The sequence below is a fragment of the Amycolatopsis sp. NPDC048633 genome, from assembly GCF_040650695.1.
GTDB lineage: Bacteria > Actinomycetota > Actinomycetes > Mycobacteriales > Pseudonocardiaceae > Amycolatopsis.
In genome coordinates, this window is sequence record NZ_JBEZHS010000013.1 from 164,524 (window position 1) to 183,147 (window position 18,624).

Sequence of the window (18,624 nt, forward strand, 5' to 3'; positions counted from 1 at the left end):
CGACGTAGTGCGACCGACATCAACGTCAGCCAGTACGCCACCTGCGTCGCAGTGCGGACGCCACCAGCGGGCTGAACTTTGTGTAGATCTCACCATTTGCGCATGGGCAGGTAGCTCGTGCGTTTAATTGTTGCACGTTCAACGCCAGGAACCCCGATAGCGGTCATCGTTGCTGCAAATTCAGCGTCCAACCGGGGTGCGGGAGCACGCCGAGCTGGTTGAGCCGCAGCACGCCTCAGCGAGGGCTCGATCATCGCGATCGAGGACTCCGTCACCGTCGAGCAACGCTGGGCCTCGCCAGCCGCTACCTCGGCCCCGATGGCGCCGACGCCCACGTCGAAAGCGCCCCTGCCGCCACCGGACGCATGGTCCGCATCCTCCTGCGCCCCGAGCATTGGCTGAATCCGCGACTACACCCAGCTGTCCAGCTAGCCCGGGTGCTTCGAGACACGTTGTCCCGTGACCGGTCCGTCCGAAGTAGACATGGCGCGACGTAGGCTTGCCGGGCGCATGTCGGTCCATACCTCGTCGATGTGGGACAGGCACTCCTCCTTCGTGCCGGTGAACCCGGTCGCGGTCCAGCCGGGCGGGCCTTCGCGGTCCGCCGGCCAGATCGAGTACTGCTCCTCGTCGTTGACGACCACCCGGTACGTCATTGCGGCTCCTCGGTGTCGGTGATGATGTTGTCCAGCACGGCTTCGAAGTTGGCGAGCACGTGCGCCACGAAGCGGTCGTCGTACCGCCCTCGGTCGAACACGGCTTCGAGGCGCATCCGGTCGCCCGGTGTGACCACCAGGGTGAACGGGTAGTTCGTCCACGTCTTCGCGGATACCGCGGTGGCGCCCGCCGGCGCGAGTCGTTCGCGGACCGACTCGCGCACCGGATAGTTCTCGACCACCAGGATGGTCTCGAACAGCGGCACATTGCCCGGCACCTCGCTCCAGCCGTGCACCCGCACCAGCGGTGTATGGTCCGACGGCAGCTCCGCCTGGTGGCGCTGGTTGTCTTGCAGCCACGTCACCAGGTCCCCGTCCGCCGGGATGGTGACCCGCACCGGCAGCGTGTTGATGAACATCCCGAGCATGCGGGTGTTGTCCGGTTCCGCTGACCGGCCGCTGCGCGTCACGCCGAAGACGACATCCGGGGTGCCCGCGTACCGGGACAACACCAGACCCCACGCCGCCTGCAGCACCGTGTTCGCGGTGACCCGGTGTGTCGTCGTGAATCCGGTCAGCCGGTCACCGAGGTCGAGCAGGCGCTCGCACTGCGCGTGCCCCGACCCGCCGGACGCGTGCGACGGCAGTGGGGTCGGCTCGCGGAAGCCCGCCAGGTACCGCTGCCAGAACGGGCGGGCCCGCTCGTGGTCCTGCGCACGGAGCCACGCGATGTGCGCCGACCAGGACGGCGCCGGGTCGTGCGGTGGCGGTGCGCCGGCGCGGAGCGCGTCGTACACGGTGAGGTACTCGTCGACCAGCGCGACGAGGCTCCAGCCGTCCAGCATGAGGTGATGGCTGGTCAACGCGACCACCCAGTCCCCGTCTGCGAGGTCGACCATGGTCAGCCGGACCAGCGGCGCCTCGAACAGGTCGAAGCCCCGCATGCGGTCGGTCATCAACAGCTCCTCGAGCCGTTTGCGGTGGGTGTCCGGCGGCCAGGCGGTGCCGAGGACGACGTCGGCGGCCGATGTGGCGTGCCGGTCCACCACCTGCCACGGTTCTTGCCGGTCGTCGAGCAGGAAACGGGTGCGCAGCACCGGGTGGCGGCGCGCCAGCTCCGCCCACGCCGCGGTGCACGTGTCCGGGTCGAGACCCTCCTGCGGCCACACCGTCTGGCTGACGTACAGACCGCTGCCCGGTTCGGCGAGTACGTGGAAGAGCATGCCTTCCTGGGTCGGTGCCAGCGGGTACGCGTCCGCCGCGGCCGGGTCGCGGCGCAGTATCGCCGCACGCCGGGCGGCCCACTCCGGCGGTATGGCGACCGGTGCCTCGACCGGTGTGGCGACCGCGGCGAGCTCGGCGATCGTCTGGTGGGCGAAGAACTGCCGCGGGGTCAGGTGCAGCCCGGCGCTCGCCGCCCGCGCGACGATCTGGATGGCGCGGATCGAGTCGCCGCCGAGCGCGAAGTAGTTGGCGTCCGCCGCCGGTGCCGGCACGTCGAGCACCTGCGCCCAGACGGCCGCCAGGACCCGTTCCGCCTCCGTTTCCGGCGCCCGCCCGCCTGCCATCGCGGGCTCCGGTGGGGCCGGCAGCGCGCGCCGGGCGAGCTTCCCCGTCGGTGTCGTGGGCAGCTCGGTCAGCGGCACGTATGCCGACGGCACGAGCGCGTGCGGCAGCGACTCGGCGAGGAACGCGCGCAGCACGACCGGTTCCGCGACCGCCGCCACGGCGGGGTCCGCGACCACGTACGCCACCAGCACCCCGTGCACCGCGACGGCCGCCCGGCCGACGGTCGGGTGCGCCCGCAGCGCCGCCTCCACGTCAGCCGGGTCGAAGCGGACGCCGTTGACCTTGAGCTGGTCGTCGGACCGCCCGAGGTACTGCAGGTTGCCGTCGGGCAGGTGCCTGGCCCGGTCGCCGGTGCGGTAGAGGCGTTGCCCCGGCAGCGTTGGGTGGGGCACGAACCGGTCCGCGGTCAGCGTCGGGTTGCCGTGGTAGCCGCGGGCCAGGCCGGCGCCACCGACGTAGACGTGGCCGGGCAGGCCCGTGCCCACCGGGATCATCTCGTCGTCGAGCAACTCGACCCACGTGCCGTCGATCGGCTGGCCGACCGGCACGTGGCGGTGCACCGCGGGCGCCCGGACCTCGTGTGCGGTGGTCGTCATCGTCGTCTCGCTGGGGCCGTACATGTTGACCACGCGCGCCGAGGGCGCGACCACGGTGAGGTCGAGGACGTCACCCGCGTGCAGCGGCTCGCCGCTGACCAGGACGGTGCGCAGCGCCGGCAGCGTGACCCTGCGCCGGACGAGGTGGCCGGTGAGCACCCGCAGGACCGACGGGACGACGGACGCGACCACGCTTACCGGTTCGGCTGCGAGCACGTCGACGGCCGTGTCCAGATCGGCCACCCCGTCGGTCAGCAGCGCGATCCGCGCGCCGACCGTCAGCGGGAACACGAGGTCGCGCAGGCTCGCGTCGAACGAGACGGTCGTCATCGCCGCCACGGTGTCACCAGGGCCCGCGTACTCGCGCCGCCGCATATCCGCGAGATAGTTCGCCACGCCGCGGCGCGTGCCCGCGATCCCCTTGGCCGCCCCGGTCGAGCCGGAGGTGTGCACGACGTAGGCCAGGCTGTCCGGCTCGGCCCGGGGGAACTCCGCGATCCGGTCGACCGGCATGTCGCCCGCCTGGACCACCGGGCCCGCGAACCCCGGCAGAGGTTTCTTCGTCAGCAACACGCCGGGGCTGGTGTCGTCGAGGATTCCGGCCAGCCGAGCAGGCGGGTGCTCCGGGTCGAGCGGCACGAACCCCGCTCCGGCCCGCCACACCGCCATCAGGGCGACGACCAGCTCCGCGTCCCGGCCGAGGTGGACGGCGACGAGCGTCTCCGGTCCCGCACCGGCCGCCACGAGCCGGGTGGCGAGGCGGTCGACGCGGGCGCCGAGCTCGGCGTACGTGACGTCGGTCCCGGCGGCACGCACCGCGACCCGGTCCGGCCGGGCAGCGATCTGCCGGGCCACCGGCTCCCACGGGTCGGCCACCGCGGGGGTGCCCCGTCGCGGGACCGGTGCCGGGGTGAGCGGCACGCGCATTACCGGGCGGTCCGGTTCGGCGGCGACGAGGTCGAGCAGCCGCAGCCAGTGCGCCACGAACGTCTCCGCCCAGGCCTGGTCGACGACGTCTCTGTCGAACTCGAGCGTCCCGGCCAGGCCGCCGGCGTGCTCGGTCACCGCGAGCCGCAAGTCACACTTGACCCCGCCCACCGGGACCGGCACCGAGCGCGCGGCAAGGTCGGGCACGGCGAAGCCGGCCGCTGGATCGCTCTCCACGACGAACTGCGCCTGCACGATGGGATGCCGGGTGAGGTCGCGGTCCGGTGCCAGCGCCTCGACGAGACGCTCGAACGGCACGTCCCGGTGCGCGTAGGCGCCGAGCGCGGTCGCGGCCACCCGATCGAGCAGCTGCCGGAAACTCGGGTCGCCGGACACCGAGGTGCGAAACACGACCGTGTTGACGAACAGCCCGGCCAGCGGCTCGAGGTCGACGTGGTCCCGCCCGGAGACAGGGGATCCGACCAGCACGTCGTCCCGGCCGGTGTACCGGGCGAGCAGTGCCTGGTAGCCGGCCAGCAGCACCATGAACAGCGTGGCCTGCCCGGCCCTGGCGAGCTTGCGCAGCCGGGCACACAAGATGCCGTCGACGGTGAACGAGACCCGGCCGCCGCGGAAGTCCTGCACCGCCGGGCGCACCAGGTCACTCGGCAGGTCGAGCACGAGCTCCGCACCATCCAAAGTGGACTTCCAGTACGAGAGCCCGGCGTCGAGGCGAGCGCCGGTGAGCCGCTCTCGTTGCCAGGCGGCGAAGTCGGCGTACTGCATGGCGGGCACGGGCAGTTCCGCACCCGCGTAGATCGAGCCGAGGTCGCGAGCGAGCACGTCCAACGACATCCCGTCGGCGACGATGTGGTGCACCACGACGACCAGAACGTGCTCGTCCGCGCCGACCCGCAAGACCCGTGCCCGCACCAGCGGATACGTCGCCAGGTCGAATGGCCGCGCGGTCTCCTCGGCCAGCGCGGCGGCCACCTCGTCCGGTGCGACATCCTCGACCGCCATCCTCGCCGCCCCGGGCGGGTGCACCTGGGCGTACGGCACACCGTTCTCGGCGTGGAAGGTCGTTCGCAGCGTCTCGTGGCGGGCGAGCAACCCGGTGACCGCCTCGCGCAGCACGTCGACATCGAGGGGCCCGGACAGGTGCAGGGCCAGCGCCAGGTTGTAGGTGCCTGCCTGGTCTCCCACCTGCTCGACGAACCACAGCTGCTCCTGCGCGAACGACAGCGGCAGCGGCCGTCCGTCACGCGGCAGCGGCCGCGGTTCGTCCGCCGCGTCCCGCCCCCGGGTGGAGATCAGGTCGGCGAGACCCGCGACCGTGCCGGCACGCAACAGGTCGGCGAGCGTGAGCCGGACGCCCAGCTGCCGCGCGATCCTGGTGACGATCCGGATCCCCGCGAGCGAGTGCCCGCCGACGTCGAGGAAGTGGTCGGTCACGCCGACCCCGTCGGCACCCAGTACCGCCGACCAGATCCCGGCGAGCCGCCGTTCGAGGTCGTTCGACGGCGCGACGTGGTCCTCGGCCCGCTCCGGGCCGGGCGCGGGGAGCGCGGCTCGGTCGACCTTTCCCGCGGGGTTGAGCGGAAAACGCGACAACGTCACGTAGTACCGCGGCACGACCATGGCGGGCAGCGAGTCCGCGAGGTGCTCGCGCAGCTCCCGCGCGCCCGGCCCCGGCGTGCCGGGACGGGTCACCACGTAGGCGACGAGCCGTCCGTCGCGCTGGTGGACCACGGCGGCCGCGACCCCCGGGTGGCCGGTGAGCACCGCCTCGATCTCGCCCGCCTCGACCCGGACTCCGTTGACCTTGATCTGGTTGTCCAGCCTCCCGAGGTAGTCGAGCTGCCCGTCCGGACGCTCGCGGACCAGGTCACCGGTCCGGTACAGGCGTCCGCCGGGCACGGTCGGATCGGGCACGAACCGGTCTGCGGTCAGGCCAGGTCTGCGGAAGTAGCCCCGGCACACCGCGACGCCCCCGATGTGCAGCTCACCCGGTGTGCCGGGCGGGACCGGGCGCAGGTGCTCGTCGAGCACGTGCAGCGTGTTGCCGGGCACAGCGACCCCGATCGGCACGGGTGACTCGCCGCCCCGGCACCGGGCGAACGTCGAGGAGATCGTGGTCTCGGTCGGCCCGTAGAAGTTGTAGAACTCGACGTCGAGCGCCGCCGCCACCCGGTCGGCCAGGGCGGCGGGCAGCGCCTCGCCGCCCGCCACCAGCCAGCGCAGGCTCGCGCACGAGGCCGGGTCGGCCTCGTCGAGGAACAGGTGCAGCAGCGACGGCACGAACTGCGCGACCGTGACTCGTTCCCTGGCGATCAACGCGGACAGGTAGTCGGGCTCGCGGTGCCCGTCCTGCTTCGGCACGACGAGCCGGGCGCCGGTGGTCAACGGGAGGAACAGTTCCCACACGGACGGGTCGAAGCTGATCGCGGTGCGCAGCAGCACGGCATCGCCGGCGCCGACCGGCAGCAGATCCCTGGTCCACGCAAGGTAGTTGGCCACCGACCGGTGGTCGAGCATCGTGCCCTTCGGCCGCCCGGTCGAGCCCGACGTGTAGATGACGTAAGCGAGGTTGTCCGGCGCGGTACGGACGCGTAGGTCGATCCGGGCCCCGGCCAGGACCGTGCCGCGGTCCCGGTCGAGGCACACCAACTCGGGCCGGTGCTCGTTGTCGTCGAGCAGCGCTCCCGCCCGGTCGGTGGTGTCGGTGATCAGCACCGCCGGGGCGGCGTCGGCGACCATGTACCGCAGCCGCTCCCGCGGGTAGTCCGGGTCGAGCGGCACGTACGCCCCACCCGCCTGCCAGATCGCGACGAGCGTGACGATCAGGTCGATGCCGCGCGGCAGGCACACGCCGACCACCGTTTCCGCGCCGACGCCGAGCTCGCGCAGCCGGGCCGCGAACCGCGCGGCCCGGTCATCGAGCTCGGCAAAGGTGAGGTGGGTGCCTTCGAACGTCACCGCCGTCGCGTCCGGGGCGCGGTGGCACTGCTCCTCGATGAGATCCGGGGTCGGGCGAAGGTCCATCTCACGTCTCCGATGCGGGGCGTTTGACGTTGCCGCCGCTGATGACCAGCACCGTGCCGGTGCCGGCGGGAACCGCTCTGTCGAGCAGCGCGGCGAGCGGCAGCGCCGCGGTCGGTTCGGCTGGCACGTCTGCCATGGTGTGCCACGCGGTGCGGATGCTGTCCTCGGAGACGGTGACGATGTCGTCGACCAGCCCCCTGCCGACAACGACCTCGAAAGGCCGTTCGCCGAGGTTCGCCACCCGGGCCCCGTCGGCGATGGTGTCGGCCTCGCCGTGGAGCCGGTGCAGCCTGCCGGTGCGCAGGCTGGCCGCGGCGTCCGCGGCCCGTTCCGGCTCCACCCCGATGACCGCGACGTGCGGGGCACGGGATTTGACCGCGAGAGCGGTACCGCCGAGCAGGCCGCCACCGCCGACCGGCACCACGATGGTCGCGAGATCCCGGACCGCGGCCATGATCTCCTCGGCGACTGTGGCCTGACCATGGATGACGTCCCAGTCGTCGGAGGAGTGCACGAACGGCCAGCCGCGTTCGGCGGCGATCGCGCGGGCCAGCCCGTCGCGGTTGCCGAAGGTGACGCCGTGGGTGATCACCTCGGCGCCGAGGTCGCGGACGGCAGCGAGCTTCGTGGGCAGCACGTTCTCCGGTGCCACCACCGTCACCGCGATGCCCAGCGCCCGCCCGGCGGTGGCCACCGCCTTGGCGTGATTGCCAGAGCTGGCGGCGACCACACCCGCGGGGTGACCGGGCAGCCGCAGCAGGGCGTTGTACGCACCGCGCATCTTGAACGACCCCGACACCTGCATCGACTCGAGCTTGAGCCAGGTCCCGCAGGGCAGCGCGCGCAGCGGCGTGTGCCGGATGCGGGACCGCACCCGCCGGGCCGCCTCCTCGATGGCCGTGCGGTGGGCGCCCAGGTACTCCGCCGGCGGCATCATGTCGTCGTGGGCGAGCGTCATGACGGCTGTCCCGCCAGGCCTGGGACGATCCGGGTGCCGCGGACTGGTGAGAACGCCAGGAACAGGGCGGGGAGCAGGAGTCCGGCGCCCGCGACCGCGATCGCCCCACGCAGCCCGAAGAGCTCCGCGAGCAGCCCGCTCACCACCGCGGTGACCGGGGTGGCCGCCCAGGCGACCCAGCGGAACGTCGCGTTCACCCGCCCCAGCAGGTGGTCGGGTGTCATGATCTGCCGCGCGCTGACCAGGCTGATGCTATAGGTCTGCACCCCCGCGCTCACCGTGAAGGTCGACAGCATCAGCAACCCCAGGCTCCACAAGCTGTTGTCCGGCACCAGTGGGACGATCAGCACCGGCCCGCCCGCGATGAACGCCGCCCAGGTCACCGTGGTGCCGAGGCTGACTCGGTCGTTGACCCTGCGCACGACGAACGAGCCGACCAGCGCGCCCGGCCCGGCCGCGGCCAGGATCAGCCCGAGACTCCCGGCCGAGAAACCGAGGTCCTCCAGCACGAACAGGGCGAGGATCGGGGTGCGGATGTAGAAGAAGGCGTTCATGATCCCGGACGAGATCGCCATCGGGCGCAGCAGCCGGTCGCCGAACACGGTCGAGAGGCCTTCGCGGATGTCCCGCCAGACCGAGGCCGCCGGGGGCGCCGCGGTCGTTTCCGCCGCCCCCGCCCGCTTCGGCACGGTGAGGGTGACGATCAACCCGGCTGCCGCCAGGTAGCAGACCGCGTCGATGGCGACGGTGTTGGCGGCGCCGAGCAACTCCACCAGGAACCCGGCGATCGACGGACCGACGATCATCGCGGCGGAACGGGTGAGTTCCAGCTTGCTGTTGGCGTCCACCAGCTCGCGCCCGCTCACCAGCGCGGGCAGCAGCGAGGGCGACACCACACTGAACGCCACGTGCAGCGTGCTGACCAGGAAGTACACGACTATCAGCCACGGCATGGAGAACAGGCCGAGTAGCGCCGCGACCGGCAGCGAACCGAGCAGCACCGCGCGGCCGGTGTAGGTCGCGACCAGCATCCGGCGGCGGTCGACCCGGTCGGCGAGCACCCCGAAGAACGGCCATGCGAACGCCATGGGTGCCATGCCGACGCCGACGAACAGCCCCATCTCGGTGGCCGTCGCGTCGAGCTGGATCACCGCGACCAGTGGCAACGCCACCAGCGAGAGGTGATAGCCGAGCTCGGAGATCGTCTGCCCCGTCCACAGGCGCACGAACGGGCCGTTACGCAGCAAGGTCATCGCCCTCCGCCTCGGTCGCTGTCACCATCGTGTCCAGGAGCGACCCAGCCCGGCCCGGGTCGAACAGCTCCTGGTCGTAGATCAGGTCGAGGAACACACCTCCCGGCCGGTCGTGCGCGAACAGCGTGATCGGGTAGCGGGCCCAGACCTCGTTCAGGCCGGTGTGCTCGATCTCCAGTCCGGCAACCTCGACGGCGCGGTGCGGGAAGTCCTGCATGTTGAACAGCGCCTGCGCGAGCGGCGCGTGGCTCGCGGCCTGGTCGGGCGCCAACTCGTCGAGCAGGAGTTCCAACGGCAGGTGGCGGTGGGATTGGGCGTCGAGCACCCGGCCCCGCGTGCGGTCGACCAGCGTGGCGAAGTCCGGCCGGCCGGTCAGATCGGCCCGCAGCACCACCATGTTCGCGACGTACCCCACCATCGCGTCGAGCTCCGGGCGGTCGCGATTGGCCATGGGCACCGCGACCGTGAAGTCGTCCCGGCCGAACCGTGTGCCGAGCGCGGCCTGGAACGCCGCCATGAGCACCATGAACGGTGTCGCCCGCAGCTGGCGGCACAGCTCATGGACCCGGGCGCTCTGCCCAGCCGTGAGGGTGCGGGTCACCCTGCCACGGGTCGGCCGGTCGGGCCCGGTGAGCCGCGGGTAGTCCGGTGGCAGCTCGAACAGCGCGCCGGCCCCGGCGAGTTCGCGACGCCAGTGGTCGAATTCGGCCGCGACGAACTCGGGGGTGAGATATGCCCGCTGCCACGCGGCGAAGTCCGCGTACCGCGCGACCGACGGAAGCTCCACAGTGGACTGGTATAGCGCGGTGAGGTCGCGGAGAACCAGGCCGACCGACCACCCGTCGGCGACGAGGTGATGGATGACCACGCACAGGACGTGGTCCCGCGGGCCCTGCCGCAGCAGCGTCGCACGCAGCAATGGCCCGGCCGCCAGGTCGAACGGCTGCCCGGCCCGCGCCGCGACCGCACCTGCCAGGTCGGCGGGAGCCACGTCGACCACCTCGAGCGGCACCGGCGCGGGCGGCCGGAGCTGCGGGCCGTGCGCGGGGAAGACCGTCCGCAGCGCGTCGTGCCGTGCGACGAGCCCAGTGAGGGCCGTCGCCAGCGCGTCGTGGTCGAGCTCGCCGCGCAGCCGCCGGACAATCGGCACGTTGTAGAACGCATACCGCCCGGAACTCCGTTCCAGGGACCACAACCGACGCTGCGCGGCGGTCAGCACCGGCTCGCCCGAAGCCGGCACGAGCTCGGGCAGCGGGTCGGCTTCCGCGTCACGGACCCGCGTCGCGAGCTCCGCGACAGTCGGGCTCTCGAACAACGCACGCACCGGCAGCACTACGCCCAGCGACTCCCGTAGCCCGGCGACGGTCCGTGCGGCGAGCAGCGAGTGTCCGCCGAGGATGAAGAAGTCCTGGTGCACCCCGACTTCCGGCACGTCGAGGACGTCGCACCAAACGCGGGCTATCAGCTCCTCGACACCGTCGCGCGGGTGCTGGTCGGGCACCGCCTCCGCCGCAGGTCCGGGGAGCGCATCGCGGCGGATCTTCCCGGTCGTGGTGCGCGGGAGCCGGTCGAGCGGGACGAAACCGGCCGGGAGGTGGGTGGTGGGCAGCCGGTCGGCCAGATCGGCGCGGATGCGCTGGGGCGTGGGCAAAGTGCCCGCCGGCACCACGCACGCCACCAGCCTGCCGCCGGGTGCGTGCACCGCGGCCTCGGCGATCGCGGGGTGCGCGCACAGCGCTGCCTCGATCTCGCTCGGGTCGATGCGCACCCCGTTGACCTTGAGCTGGTGGTCGGTGCGCCCGAGGTACTGCAGAGTCCCGTCAGGCAGGTACCTGGCGCGGTCACCGGTGTCGTACAACCGTTCCCCGGCCCTGGTGGGGTGGGGAACGAACCGCTCGGCGGTGCGCCCCGGCTGCCGGTGGTAGCCGCGTGCGAGGCCCGCGCCACCGATGAAGACGCGGCCCGGCATGCCGATCCCCACCGGGCGCAACCGTTCGTCGAGCACCTCGACACGAGTGTTGCCGATCGCCGTGCCCACCGGGATCCGGTTGGTCGCGCCGGGCCGTACGCGGTGACGGGTGGTGGTCATGGTCGTTTCGCTGGGCCCGTACATGTTGTAGACGGCCGCATTCGGCGCGACGGCCGCCACCGCGGCCACGTCCTCGGGGTGCAGCGGCTCACCGGAGACCAGCACGGTCCGCAGATCCGGCCACCGCCTCCCGCGTGTGGTGAGCATGCGCAGCAGCGACGGCACGACGGCGGGCACGACCGTCGTCTCGGCGATGGCGCCGGCAACCGCGTCGAGATCGGCCGCACCGCCCGGCACGAGGACGACGCGTGCGCCGACGGCGAGCGGGAGCAGCAGGTCGCGTAGCGACGCGTCGAAGGACACGGTGGTCAACGCCGTCACCGTGTCGGCAGCGGTGACGAGACCGGCCCGGCTCAGATCGGCCAGGTAGTTGGCGACTCCGCGATGGGTGCCGGAGATGCCCTTCGGGGTGCCGGTCGTACCGGAGGTGTAGACGACGTACGCGCGGCCGTCCGGGTGGACGAGCCGCGGCGGCGGCTCGGGCCCGTCCTCGAGTGGGGGCAGTTCGGTGAGCTCGAGGTCGGGCCGTGCGTCGGCGAGCACGTCCGCGGCCCGCCGCGGCGGCAGCTCCGGATCCAATGCGACGAAGCCCGCTCCGGTGCGCCAGACGGCGAGGAGGGCGACGACGAGGTCGACGCCGCGCGGCAGCCGCACCGCGATGAGCCGTTCGGGTCCGGCGCCCAATGCCGTGAGCCGGCCCGCCAGCCGGGCGGCCCGGCGGTCCAGATCCCGGTACGTCACGACCTCGTCCCCGCACACCACCGCGTCCGCGTCCGGGTGCAGCGCCGCCCGCGCGGCGACCAGCGCGGCCACTCCGGTGTCGGGGACCGGTGTGGCGGTGTCGCCCGCGCGGTCGAGCAGGGCCTGTCCCGCCGCGGTCAGCAGCGACACGTCGGCGTGCGGTGCGGACGGGTCGGCGACCATGGCGGCCAGGATGGTGCGCCATCCCTCGACAAGGACGTCCGCCTCCGCACCGGCGAACACGTCGGTGGCGAACCGAAGCCCGCAGTCGAACCGGTCGCCCGAGTCGGTGGCGACCAGGGTCAGGTCGTTCTTGACCGTGTCGTTGGATACGCCGACCGGCAACACCTCGGCCCACGTCTCGCCGGCCGGGCGGGGCGCGTCCAGCTCGAACATGACCTGGTGGAACGGCTGGTGGGCGAGGTCTCGGTGCGGCGCCGCCGCCTCGACGACCTTCTCGAACGGCACGTCCTGGTGCTCGTAGGCGGCGACTGCCGCGTCTCGCACGACCGTCAGCGCGTCCGCGAAGGTCGTGGCGCCGGACAGATCGGCGCGCAGCGCGACGGTGTTGACGAAGAAGCCGGGCACGTCCTCCAGTTCCGAGGTCGCACGCCCGGCCACCGGCGTGCCGACCACGAGGTCGTCCTTGCCGCCGAACCGGGCGAGCAGCAGCGTGAACCCGGTCAGCAGCACCATGAACGGCGTCGCGCCGTGCGCCATGGCCACCGCACGCACCGCCGAGGTGAGGCCGGCGTCGAGCATGAACCGCCGGATGCCGCCGCGGTAGGTCGGCACGGGTTGCCGGACGCTGGTGCCCGGCAGGTCGAGGATCGCGGGTGCCCCGTCCAGCACGGACCGCCAGTGGTCGAGCTCGCGGTCCAGCCGCTCGCCCGCCATCCAGTCCCGCTGCCACGCGGCGTAGTCGGCGTACTGGAGCGCGGGCTCGGCGAGCGTGCGCCCGTGGTACAGCCCGGCCAACTCGTCGACGAGCAGCCCGAGCGACCAGCCGTCGGTGACGATGTGGTGCATCGTCAGCACCAGCACCGGCCGACCGGCCCGCAGCAGCAACTCGGCCCGCAGCAACGGTCCGGTGGCGAGATCGAACGGGAGCCGCGCCTGGGTGTCGGCCGCGGCACGGACCGCGCCGTCCTGGTCCGCGTGCGCCGTCAGGTCCACCTCCGGAAGTGGCACCGGCTCGGCCGGCAGCAACCGGCCGGCCGGACCACTGCCGGTGTCGTCGTAGACGGTGCGGAGGATCTCGTGGCGGCGCACGACCTCGGTGAGTGCCGCCCGCAGTGCGGGCACGTCCAGTAGTTCGGGCAGCGCGAGCACCAGCTGCACGTTGTAGGCCGGGGAGCCGGGCACCAGCCGGTCGAGGAACCACAGCCGTTCCTGGCCGTATGACAGCGCGTCGGTGCCGCTTCGACGCGACACTCGGACCGGCGGCGTGCTCTCGCCACCGGCCTGTGCCTCGACGTACTGGGCGAGGTCGGCGAGCGTGGCCGCCTCGAACGCGATCTGCACCGGAACTCGCACCCCGGTCGCGCGCTCGAGCCGCACCACCATCTGGATCAACTGGAGTGAGTGGCCGCCGAGGTCGAAGAAGCGGGCGTCGGCGCCGATGTCCGCCCTGCCGAGCACCTCGGCCCAGATTCCGGCCAGTGCACGCTCGCCATCGGTCCGGAGGGGCGTGCTGCTCGCCGGTGCCGGTTCGGGTGCGGGGAGCGCGTCCCGGTCGAGCTTGCCGTTGGCTGTGCGCGGCAGTGCGTCCAGCACGACGAAGTGCTGCGGCACCCAGCCTGCCGGCAGGTGTTCTCGGAGGTGGGCACGCAGCTCCGCCGGTCCGGGCGTCGGACCGGTGACGGTGAGGTACGCGGCGAGTGTGGTGGTGCCCGCCCGGTCGGCGACCGGGCGCACCGCGACCTCGCCCACCGCCGGGTGCGCGGCGAGGGCGGCCGCGATCTCGGCCGGTTCGATCCGCTGCCCGTTGACCTTGACCTGGTGGTCGGTGCGGCCGAGGAACTCGAGCGTGCCGTCTGGCCGCCAGCGGACCACGTCGCCGGTCGCGTAGCGCCGGCCTCCGAGCACGGTGGGGTCGGGCACGAATCGCTCCGCGGTCAGCCCCGGCTTGTGCAGGTAACCCCGGCCGACCGCGATCCCGCCGTGGTACAGCTCGCCCGGCAGCCCGAACCCCGCCTGCCTGCCGTCGGGATCGAGTACGTGCGCCGTGGTGTTCCACATCGGACGGCCGATCGACGCGACCGCGCCGTGGTCCGTTGTGGACGCCCAGGCGCCGGTACTGTGGATCGTGGTCTCGGTCGGGCCGTACAGGTTGAGCAGGGAGCCGTCGAACTCGGCGAGCACCCGGTCGCGCAGGTCACCGGGTAGCGCCTCACCGCTGCAGATGATCACGCGCAGGCTCGTGCCGGCGGGGACTCCGGTGGCGTCGACGAAGGTCCGCAGCATCGACGGCACGAAGTGTGCCGCGGTCACGCCCGCGTGGTCGATCAGCTCGGCGAGGTAGCGCGGGTCGCGGTGGCCTCCGGGACGGGCCAGCACCATGCGCGCTCCCGTCATCAGCGGCAGGAACAGCTCCCAGACGGAGACGTCGAACCCGAACGGTGTCTTCTGCAGGACGACGTCGGCGCGGTCGAGGCCCAGCTCGCCGGCGAGCCAGAGGTGGTGGTTGACCACGGCCCGGTGCGGGATCGCGACTCCCTTCGGCGACCCGGTCGAGCCGGAGGTGTAGATCACGTATGCGGTGGCATCCGGTGTCACGCCGGTGCCGGGTGCTCCGTCCGGGAGGTTCGTGAGGTCGTCGCGGTCGAGGAGGACGACCGGGGGCAGGTCGGTGCTCCGCAGTGCGCGGGTCGCTTCGGCCTCGGTCACGACCGCGACCGGGCGCGCATCGGCGACCATGCGTCCGAGCCGTACCGGCGGGAGGTCGGGTTCGAGCGGCAGGTAGCCCGCACCTGCCTTGAGGACCGCGAGCAGGGCCACGACGAGCTCTGTCGATCGCGGCAGGCAGACCCCGACCAGGATGTCCGGTCCGGCACCGAGCTCGCGCAACCGGTGAGCGAGCCGGTTGGCCCGCCGGTCGAGCTCGCGGAAGGTCAGCTCGGTGTGCTCGTCGGCGACGGCGATCAGGTCCGGAGTTCTCGCCACCTGCGCGGAGACCAGCTCGTGCAGGCACGCGCCGGGTACCGGCACCGAGGTGTCGTTGGCGGCGCGGACCAGCGCCCGCTCCTTGTCCGTCCACAGTGGAATATCCAGCGCCTGCTGGTCGGGGTCCTCGGCGAACGCCGCGAGCACCAGACCGAGGTGACCCGCCATGCGCTCCGCGGTCGCCCGGGTGAACAGGTCACGGGCGTAGCGCAGCCGCCCGGTCAGCTCCCCGCCGTCGACCGCCACGAAGTCGAGGTCGAAGCGGGCGGCGCCGTTGGTGACCGCCACCGGCGTCCACTCCGCGCCACCCGCCGCGAGCACGCGTGGTGCGTCGTCGAGCTGGACGAGCGCGCGGACGAGGGTGTCGTGCCCGGTGCCGCGCACGCGGTCGGCGAGCAGTTCGAGTGGCAGTTCCTGGTGTTCGTAGGCGGTGAGCGTCGCTTCCCGGCAGCGGGTCACCAGCTCCCGTACTGACGCGTCGCCGACGTCGACCCGCAAGGGCACCGTGTTGACGAAGAACCCGATCACATCCTCGGTGCCACCTCGGACCCGGCCCGCCATGGGCGTGCCCGCGACCACGTCGCGGCTGCCGGTGTAGCGGGCGAGCAGCGTCTGGAACGCGGCGAGCAGCACCGGGAACAGCGTCGTGCCCTCGGCCCGGGCGAGGGCTCGCAGCTTGCGCGAGGTCTCCGGAGACACGGTGACCGGCAGGTCGTCTCCGCGCAGGGTGGCGGCGGACGGGCGCGGGAAGTCGGTCGGCAGCTCGAGCAACTCCGGCGCACCCGCGAGGTGCTCGCGCCAGTGAGCCAGCTCGGCCGCGCTGCGCTCGGCGAGCCGCTCCCGCTGCCACGCGGCGAAGTCCGGGTACTGTGCCGGCGCCGGCGGCAGGTTCATCTGTCCATTTCGGACAAGTTGATCGTACGCAGTGGACAGTTCGCGAACCAGGACGTCCTGGGACCATCCGTCGCACACGGCGTGGTGGATCACCACCAGCAGCAGGTGGTGATCCGCGCCGAACCTGGCGAGCCGGGCACGCACGAGCGGGTCGCGGCCCAGGTCGAACGGCGCCCGGATGTGCCTGCCGAGCCAGGCTTGCTCGCTGGCGGCGTCGCTGCCGATGTCGTCGACGGCGATGATGACCCGGTGGTCCGGGGTGATCGTGAGCACCGGCGTGCCATCCGCGGCGACGATGTTCGAGCGGAGTGAGTCGTGCCGCGTGACGACCGCGGCGAGGGCCTGGCCCATTGCGGCGACGTCGAACGGGCCGCTCAGCCGGAACGCGAGCGGCACGTTGTAGGCCGAGCTGCCAGGGGAGAGCTGGTCGAGGAACCACAGCCGTTCCTGGCCAGCGGATGGCACGAGACGCTGCTCGTCGGGGTAGGCGCCGGTCCCGGCGGCGGCCTTGCGCAGGGCTGCGCGCACGGCGGCGGGACGCCTCCTGGGTGAGGCGGTCATCGAGCCGTGCTCTCGTCGTCGTCCATCTCGTACCCGTCGGCGAGCAACGCCTCCGCGGTGCCGAGCAGCGCGTCTGCGTCGACCTCCGGCTTGACCTCGAGCCAGTCCCGGAAGGCGACGACCGTGGGCGCCTCGAACAGCGCCCGGACCGGCACCGCGAGGTCGAGAACCGCGTTGATGGCCATCACGAGCCGGGCGGCGAGCAGTGACTGGCCACCGAGCGTGAAGAAGCTGTCGCGGGTGCCGACCGCGTCCCGGTCGAGCGTGTCGGCCCACAGCTCGGCCAGCAGCTCGTCGAGTGCGTCCCGCGGCTCCCCACCGCCCTCCGCGACCGGGAGGTGCCCGCTCACCAGGGCGGCCCGGTCCACCTTCCCGTTCCCCGTCAGCGGCCAGCTGCCGACGACGACGACACTCGACGGGACCATGTACGCGGGCAGCGTCCGCCCCATATCCGCACGCAGCTGCTCGGGATTCAGCCCGTCGGCGCCCCGGACGAAGGCCACCAGCCGCGCACCACCGTCGCCAACCTCGGCCGCCGCGACCGCGTCCGCCACACCCGTGCACTGCCGCAGCGCGGCCTCGACCTCACCGAGCTCGATTCGGAAACCCTGGATCTTCACCTGGAAGTCGTCCCGGCCGAGGAACTCGATCGTCCCGTCCGGCAAGTACCGCCCGAGGTCACCGGTGCGGTAGATCCGAGCGCCGGTCTCCGGGTGGTCGACAAAGCTCGCCGCGGTCAGCTCCGGGGCATTCCAGTAGCCCATCGCCACGCCGACCCCGCCGATGTGGAGATCACCGGGCACACCGATCGGACAGGGGGACATCGCCTTGTCGAGTATGTGGAAGGTCTGGTTCGCCATCGGCCGCCCGTAAGGAATGCTCGTCCATGCGGGGTCGACGTCGCCGATCTCGTGGAGGATCGACCAGATCGACGCCTCCGTGGCACCACCGAGGCTGATGACCTTGGCGTCCGGGCAGGCGCGTGCGACGTCGGCCGGGAGCCCGACGCGGATCCAGTCCCCGCTCAGCATGACGAGGCGAAGGCTCGCCAATGCCCCTGGCCGCGCCGCGGCGACCGCGAGTTCCATCAGCGCGGGCACGGAGTTCCACACGGTCACCCCGGTCCGGTGGGTCAACTCCGCCCAGTAGTCCGGATCCGGTGCCGGAGAGGGCGCCGGGACCACGATCGTCGCGCCCGCGGCCAGCACACCGAACACGTCGTACACGGCGAGGTCGAACGTCAGCGCCGACAAGGCGAGCACGCGGTCCCCGGTGGTGACCCCGAACCGCTCGTTGATGTCCAGGCAGGTGTTCACCGCACCGCGGTGGTTGATCATCACGCCCTTGGGTGCACCGGTCGAACCGGAGGTGTAGATCACGTAGGCGAGGTCGTCCGGGCCCCGGTCCGGCGTGCTCACCGGCTCCCGCGTGCCCGGCTCGGTGTCCGGGACGTCCAGCACGACGGCGCCGTCCGGCCAGTCCACCCCTTCGACCAGACAGGGCTGGGTCACCACGACGGCGGCGCCCGCGTGGTCGAGCAGGTGGTGCAACCGATCCCGCGGCACCCGCGGATCCACCGGCACGAAGAACCCGCCCGCCGCGGGCACCGCGAGCGAGGCGACGACCTGCTCCCACCCCTTGTCCATGACGATCGCGACGGCGTCACCGGGCCGCATACCCGTCGCGAGCAGCCGGGCGGCGAGCCCGTTCACCCGGTCGCCGAGCTGCCGGTAGGTCAGCTGCCCGCCCGGGTGGATGACCGCCGGCTCTTCGGGGTGCCGCAACGCGGCGCGGTGGAACAATTCGTGCAGCAACCGCTCGGAATCGGCGAATTCCGTGGCCGTATCGTTCGATTCTGCAATCATGTCGTCGTCGTCCACCGACAACAGCGAGAAATTGGCCAACTGTCCCAAAGGTTTCCGTGTCAAGACAAACGCCCCCACCTTCGGCATTATCGGTTTATCGGTTCCGCCGATCGAGCAGCAGCTCCAGCCGTTCCCGCGCGGTGCGCTTGCCGAGCGAGTGCTGCCGCGCGACCGCCTTCCGGTTCCCCGCGACGATCTCCGCGCGCAGCAGGCCGTGCCGCTGCCTGAGCGAGCCCATCGTCGGCGGGGCCTGCTCCGGTTCCGGCTCGCCGACGTCGCCGGGCCGCCCGCACTCCGGCCGGCGG

At 72.3% G+C, this 18,624-nt stretch carries 7 protein-coding genes; all 7 read right to left on the bottom strand.

The genetic code is table 11. From position 1 onward, the window contains the following. Positions 1 to 428: 428 nt before the first annotated feature. The 7 genes from AB0C38_RS24150 to AB0C38_RS24180 all read right to left on the bottom strand — a co-directional run bounded on the left by AB0C38_RS24150 (position 429) and on the right by AB0C38_RS24180 (position 18,557). Positions 429 to 656 carry an MbtH family NRPS accessory protein gene (locus AB0C38_RS24150; protein ID WP_206792574.1) on the bottom strand — a complete coding sequence of 76 codons (228 nt, stop codon included), beginning with the start codon at positions 654 to 656 and terminating at the stop codon, positions 429 to 431. After that, a complete protein-coding gene (locus AB0C38_RS24155) occupies positions 653 to 6,793 on the bottom strand; it encodes an amino acid adenylation domain-containing protein (RefSeq protein ID WP_360677108.1) in 6,141 nt (2,046 codons plus the stop codon). Before AB0C38_RS24155 ends, AB0C38_RS24150 begins: the two co-directional genes overlap by 4 nt. 1 nt (position 6,794) lies before the next feature. Beyond that, positions 6,795 to 7,751, bottom strand: coding sequence for a pyridoxal-phosphate dependent enzyme (locus AB0C38_RS24160; RefSeq protein WP_360677110.1), 957 nt, complete (start codon positions 7,749 to 7,751; stop codon positions 6,795 to 6,797). Then, complete coding sequence (locus AB0C38_RS24165) at positions 7,748 to 9,004, bottom strand: MFS transporter (protein WP_360677112.1); 1,257 nt, start codon at positions 9,002 to 9,004, stop codon at positions 7,748 to 7,750. Before AB0C38_RS24165 ends, AB0C38_RS24160 begins: the two co-directional genes overlap by 4 nt. Further along, positions 8,988 to 16,454 carry an amino acid adenylation domain-containing protein gene (locus AB0C38_RS24170; protein ID WP_360677114.1) on the bottom strand — a complete coding sequence of 2,489 codons (7,467 nt, stop codon included), beginning with the start codon at positions 16,452 to 16,454 and terminating at the stop codon, positions 8,988 to 8,990. Before AB0C38_RS24170 ends, AB0C38_RS24165 begins: the two co-directional genes overlap by 17 nt. Then, on the bottom strand, positions 16,451 to 18,319 hold the full coding sequence (locus AB0C38_RS24175; protein ID WP_360677116.1) for an amino acid adenylation domain-containing protein: 1,869 nt from the start codon (positions 18,317 to 18,319) through the stop codon (positions 16,451 to 16,453). The genes AB0C38_RS24170 and AB0C38_RS24175 overlap by 4 nt, the downstream gene beginning before the upstream one ends. A 94-nt stretch (positions 18,320 to 18,413) precedes the next feature. Further along, positions 18,414 to 18,557 (bottom strand): hypothetical protein, encoded by a 144-nt coding sequence (locus AB0C38_RS24180; RefSeq protein ID WP_360677118.1) that lies wholly within the window; start codon positions 18,555 to 18,557, stop codon positions 18,414 to 18,416. Positions 18,558 to 18,624: the final 67 nt, after the last annotated feature.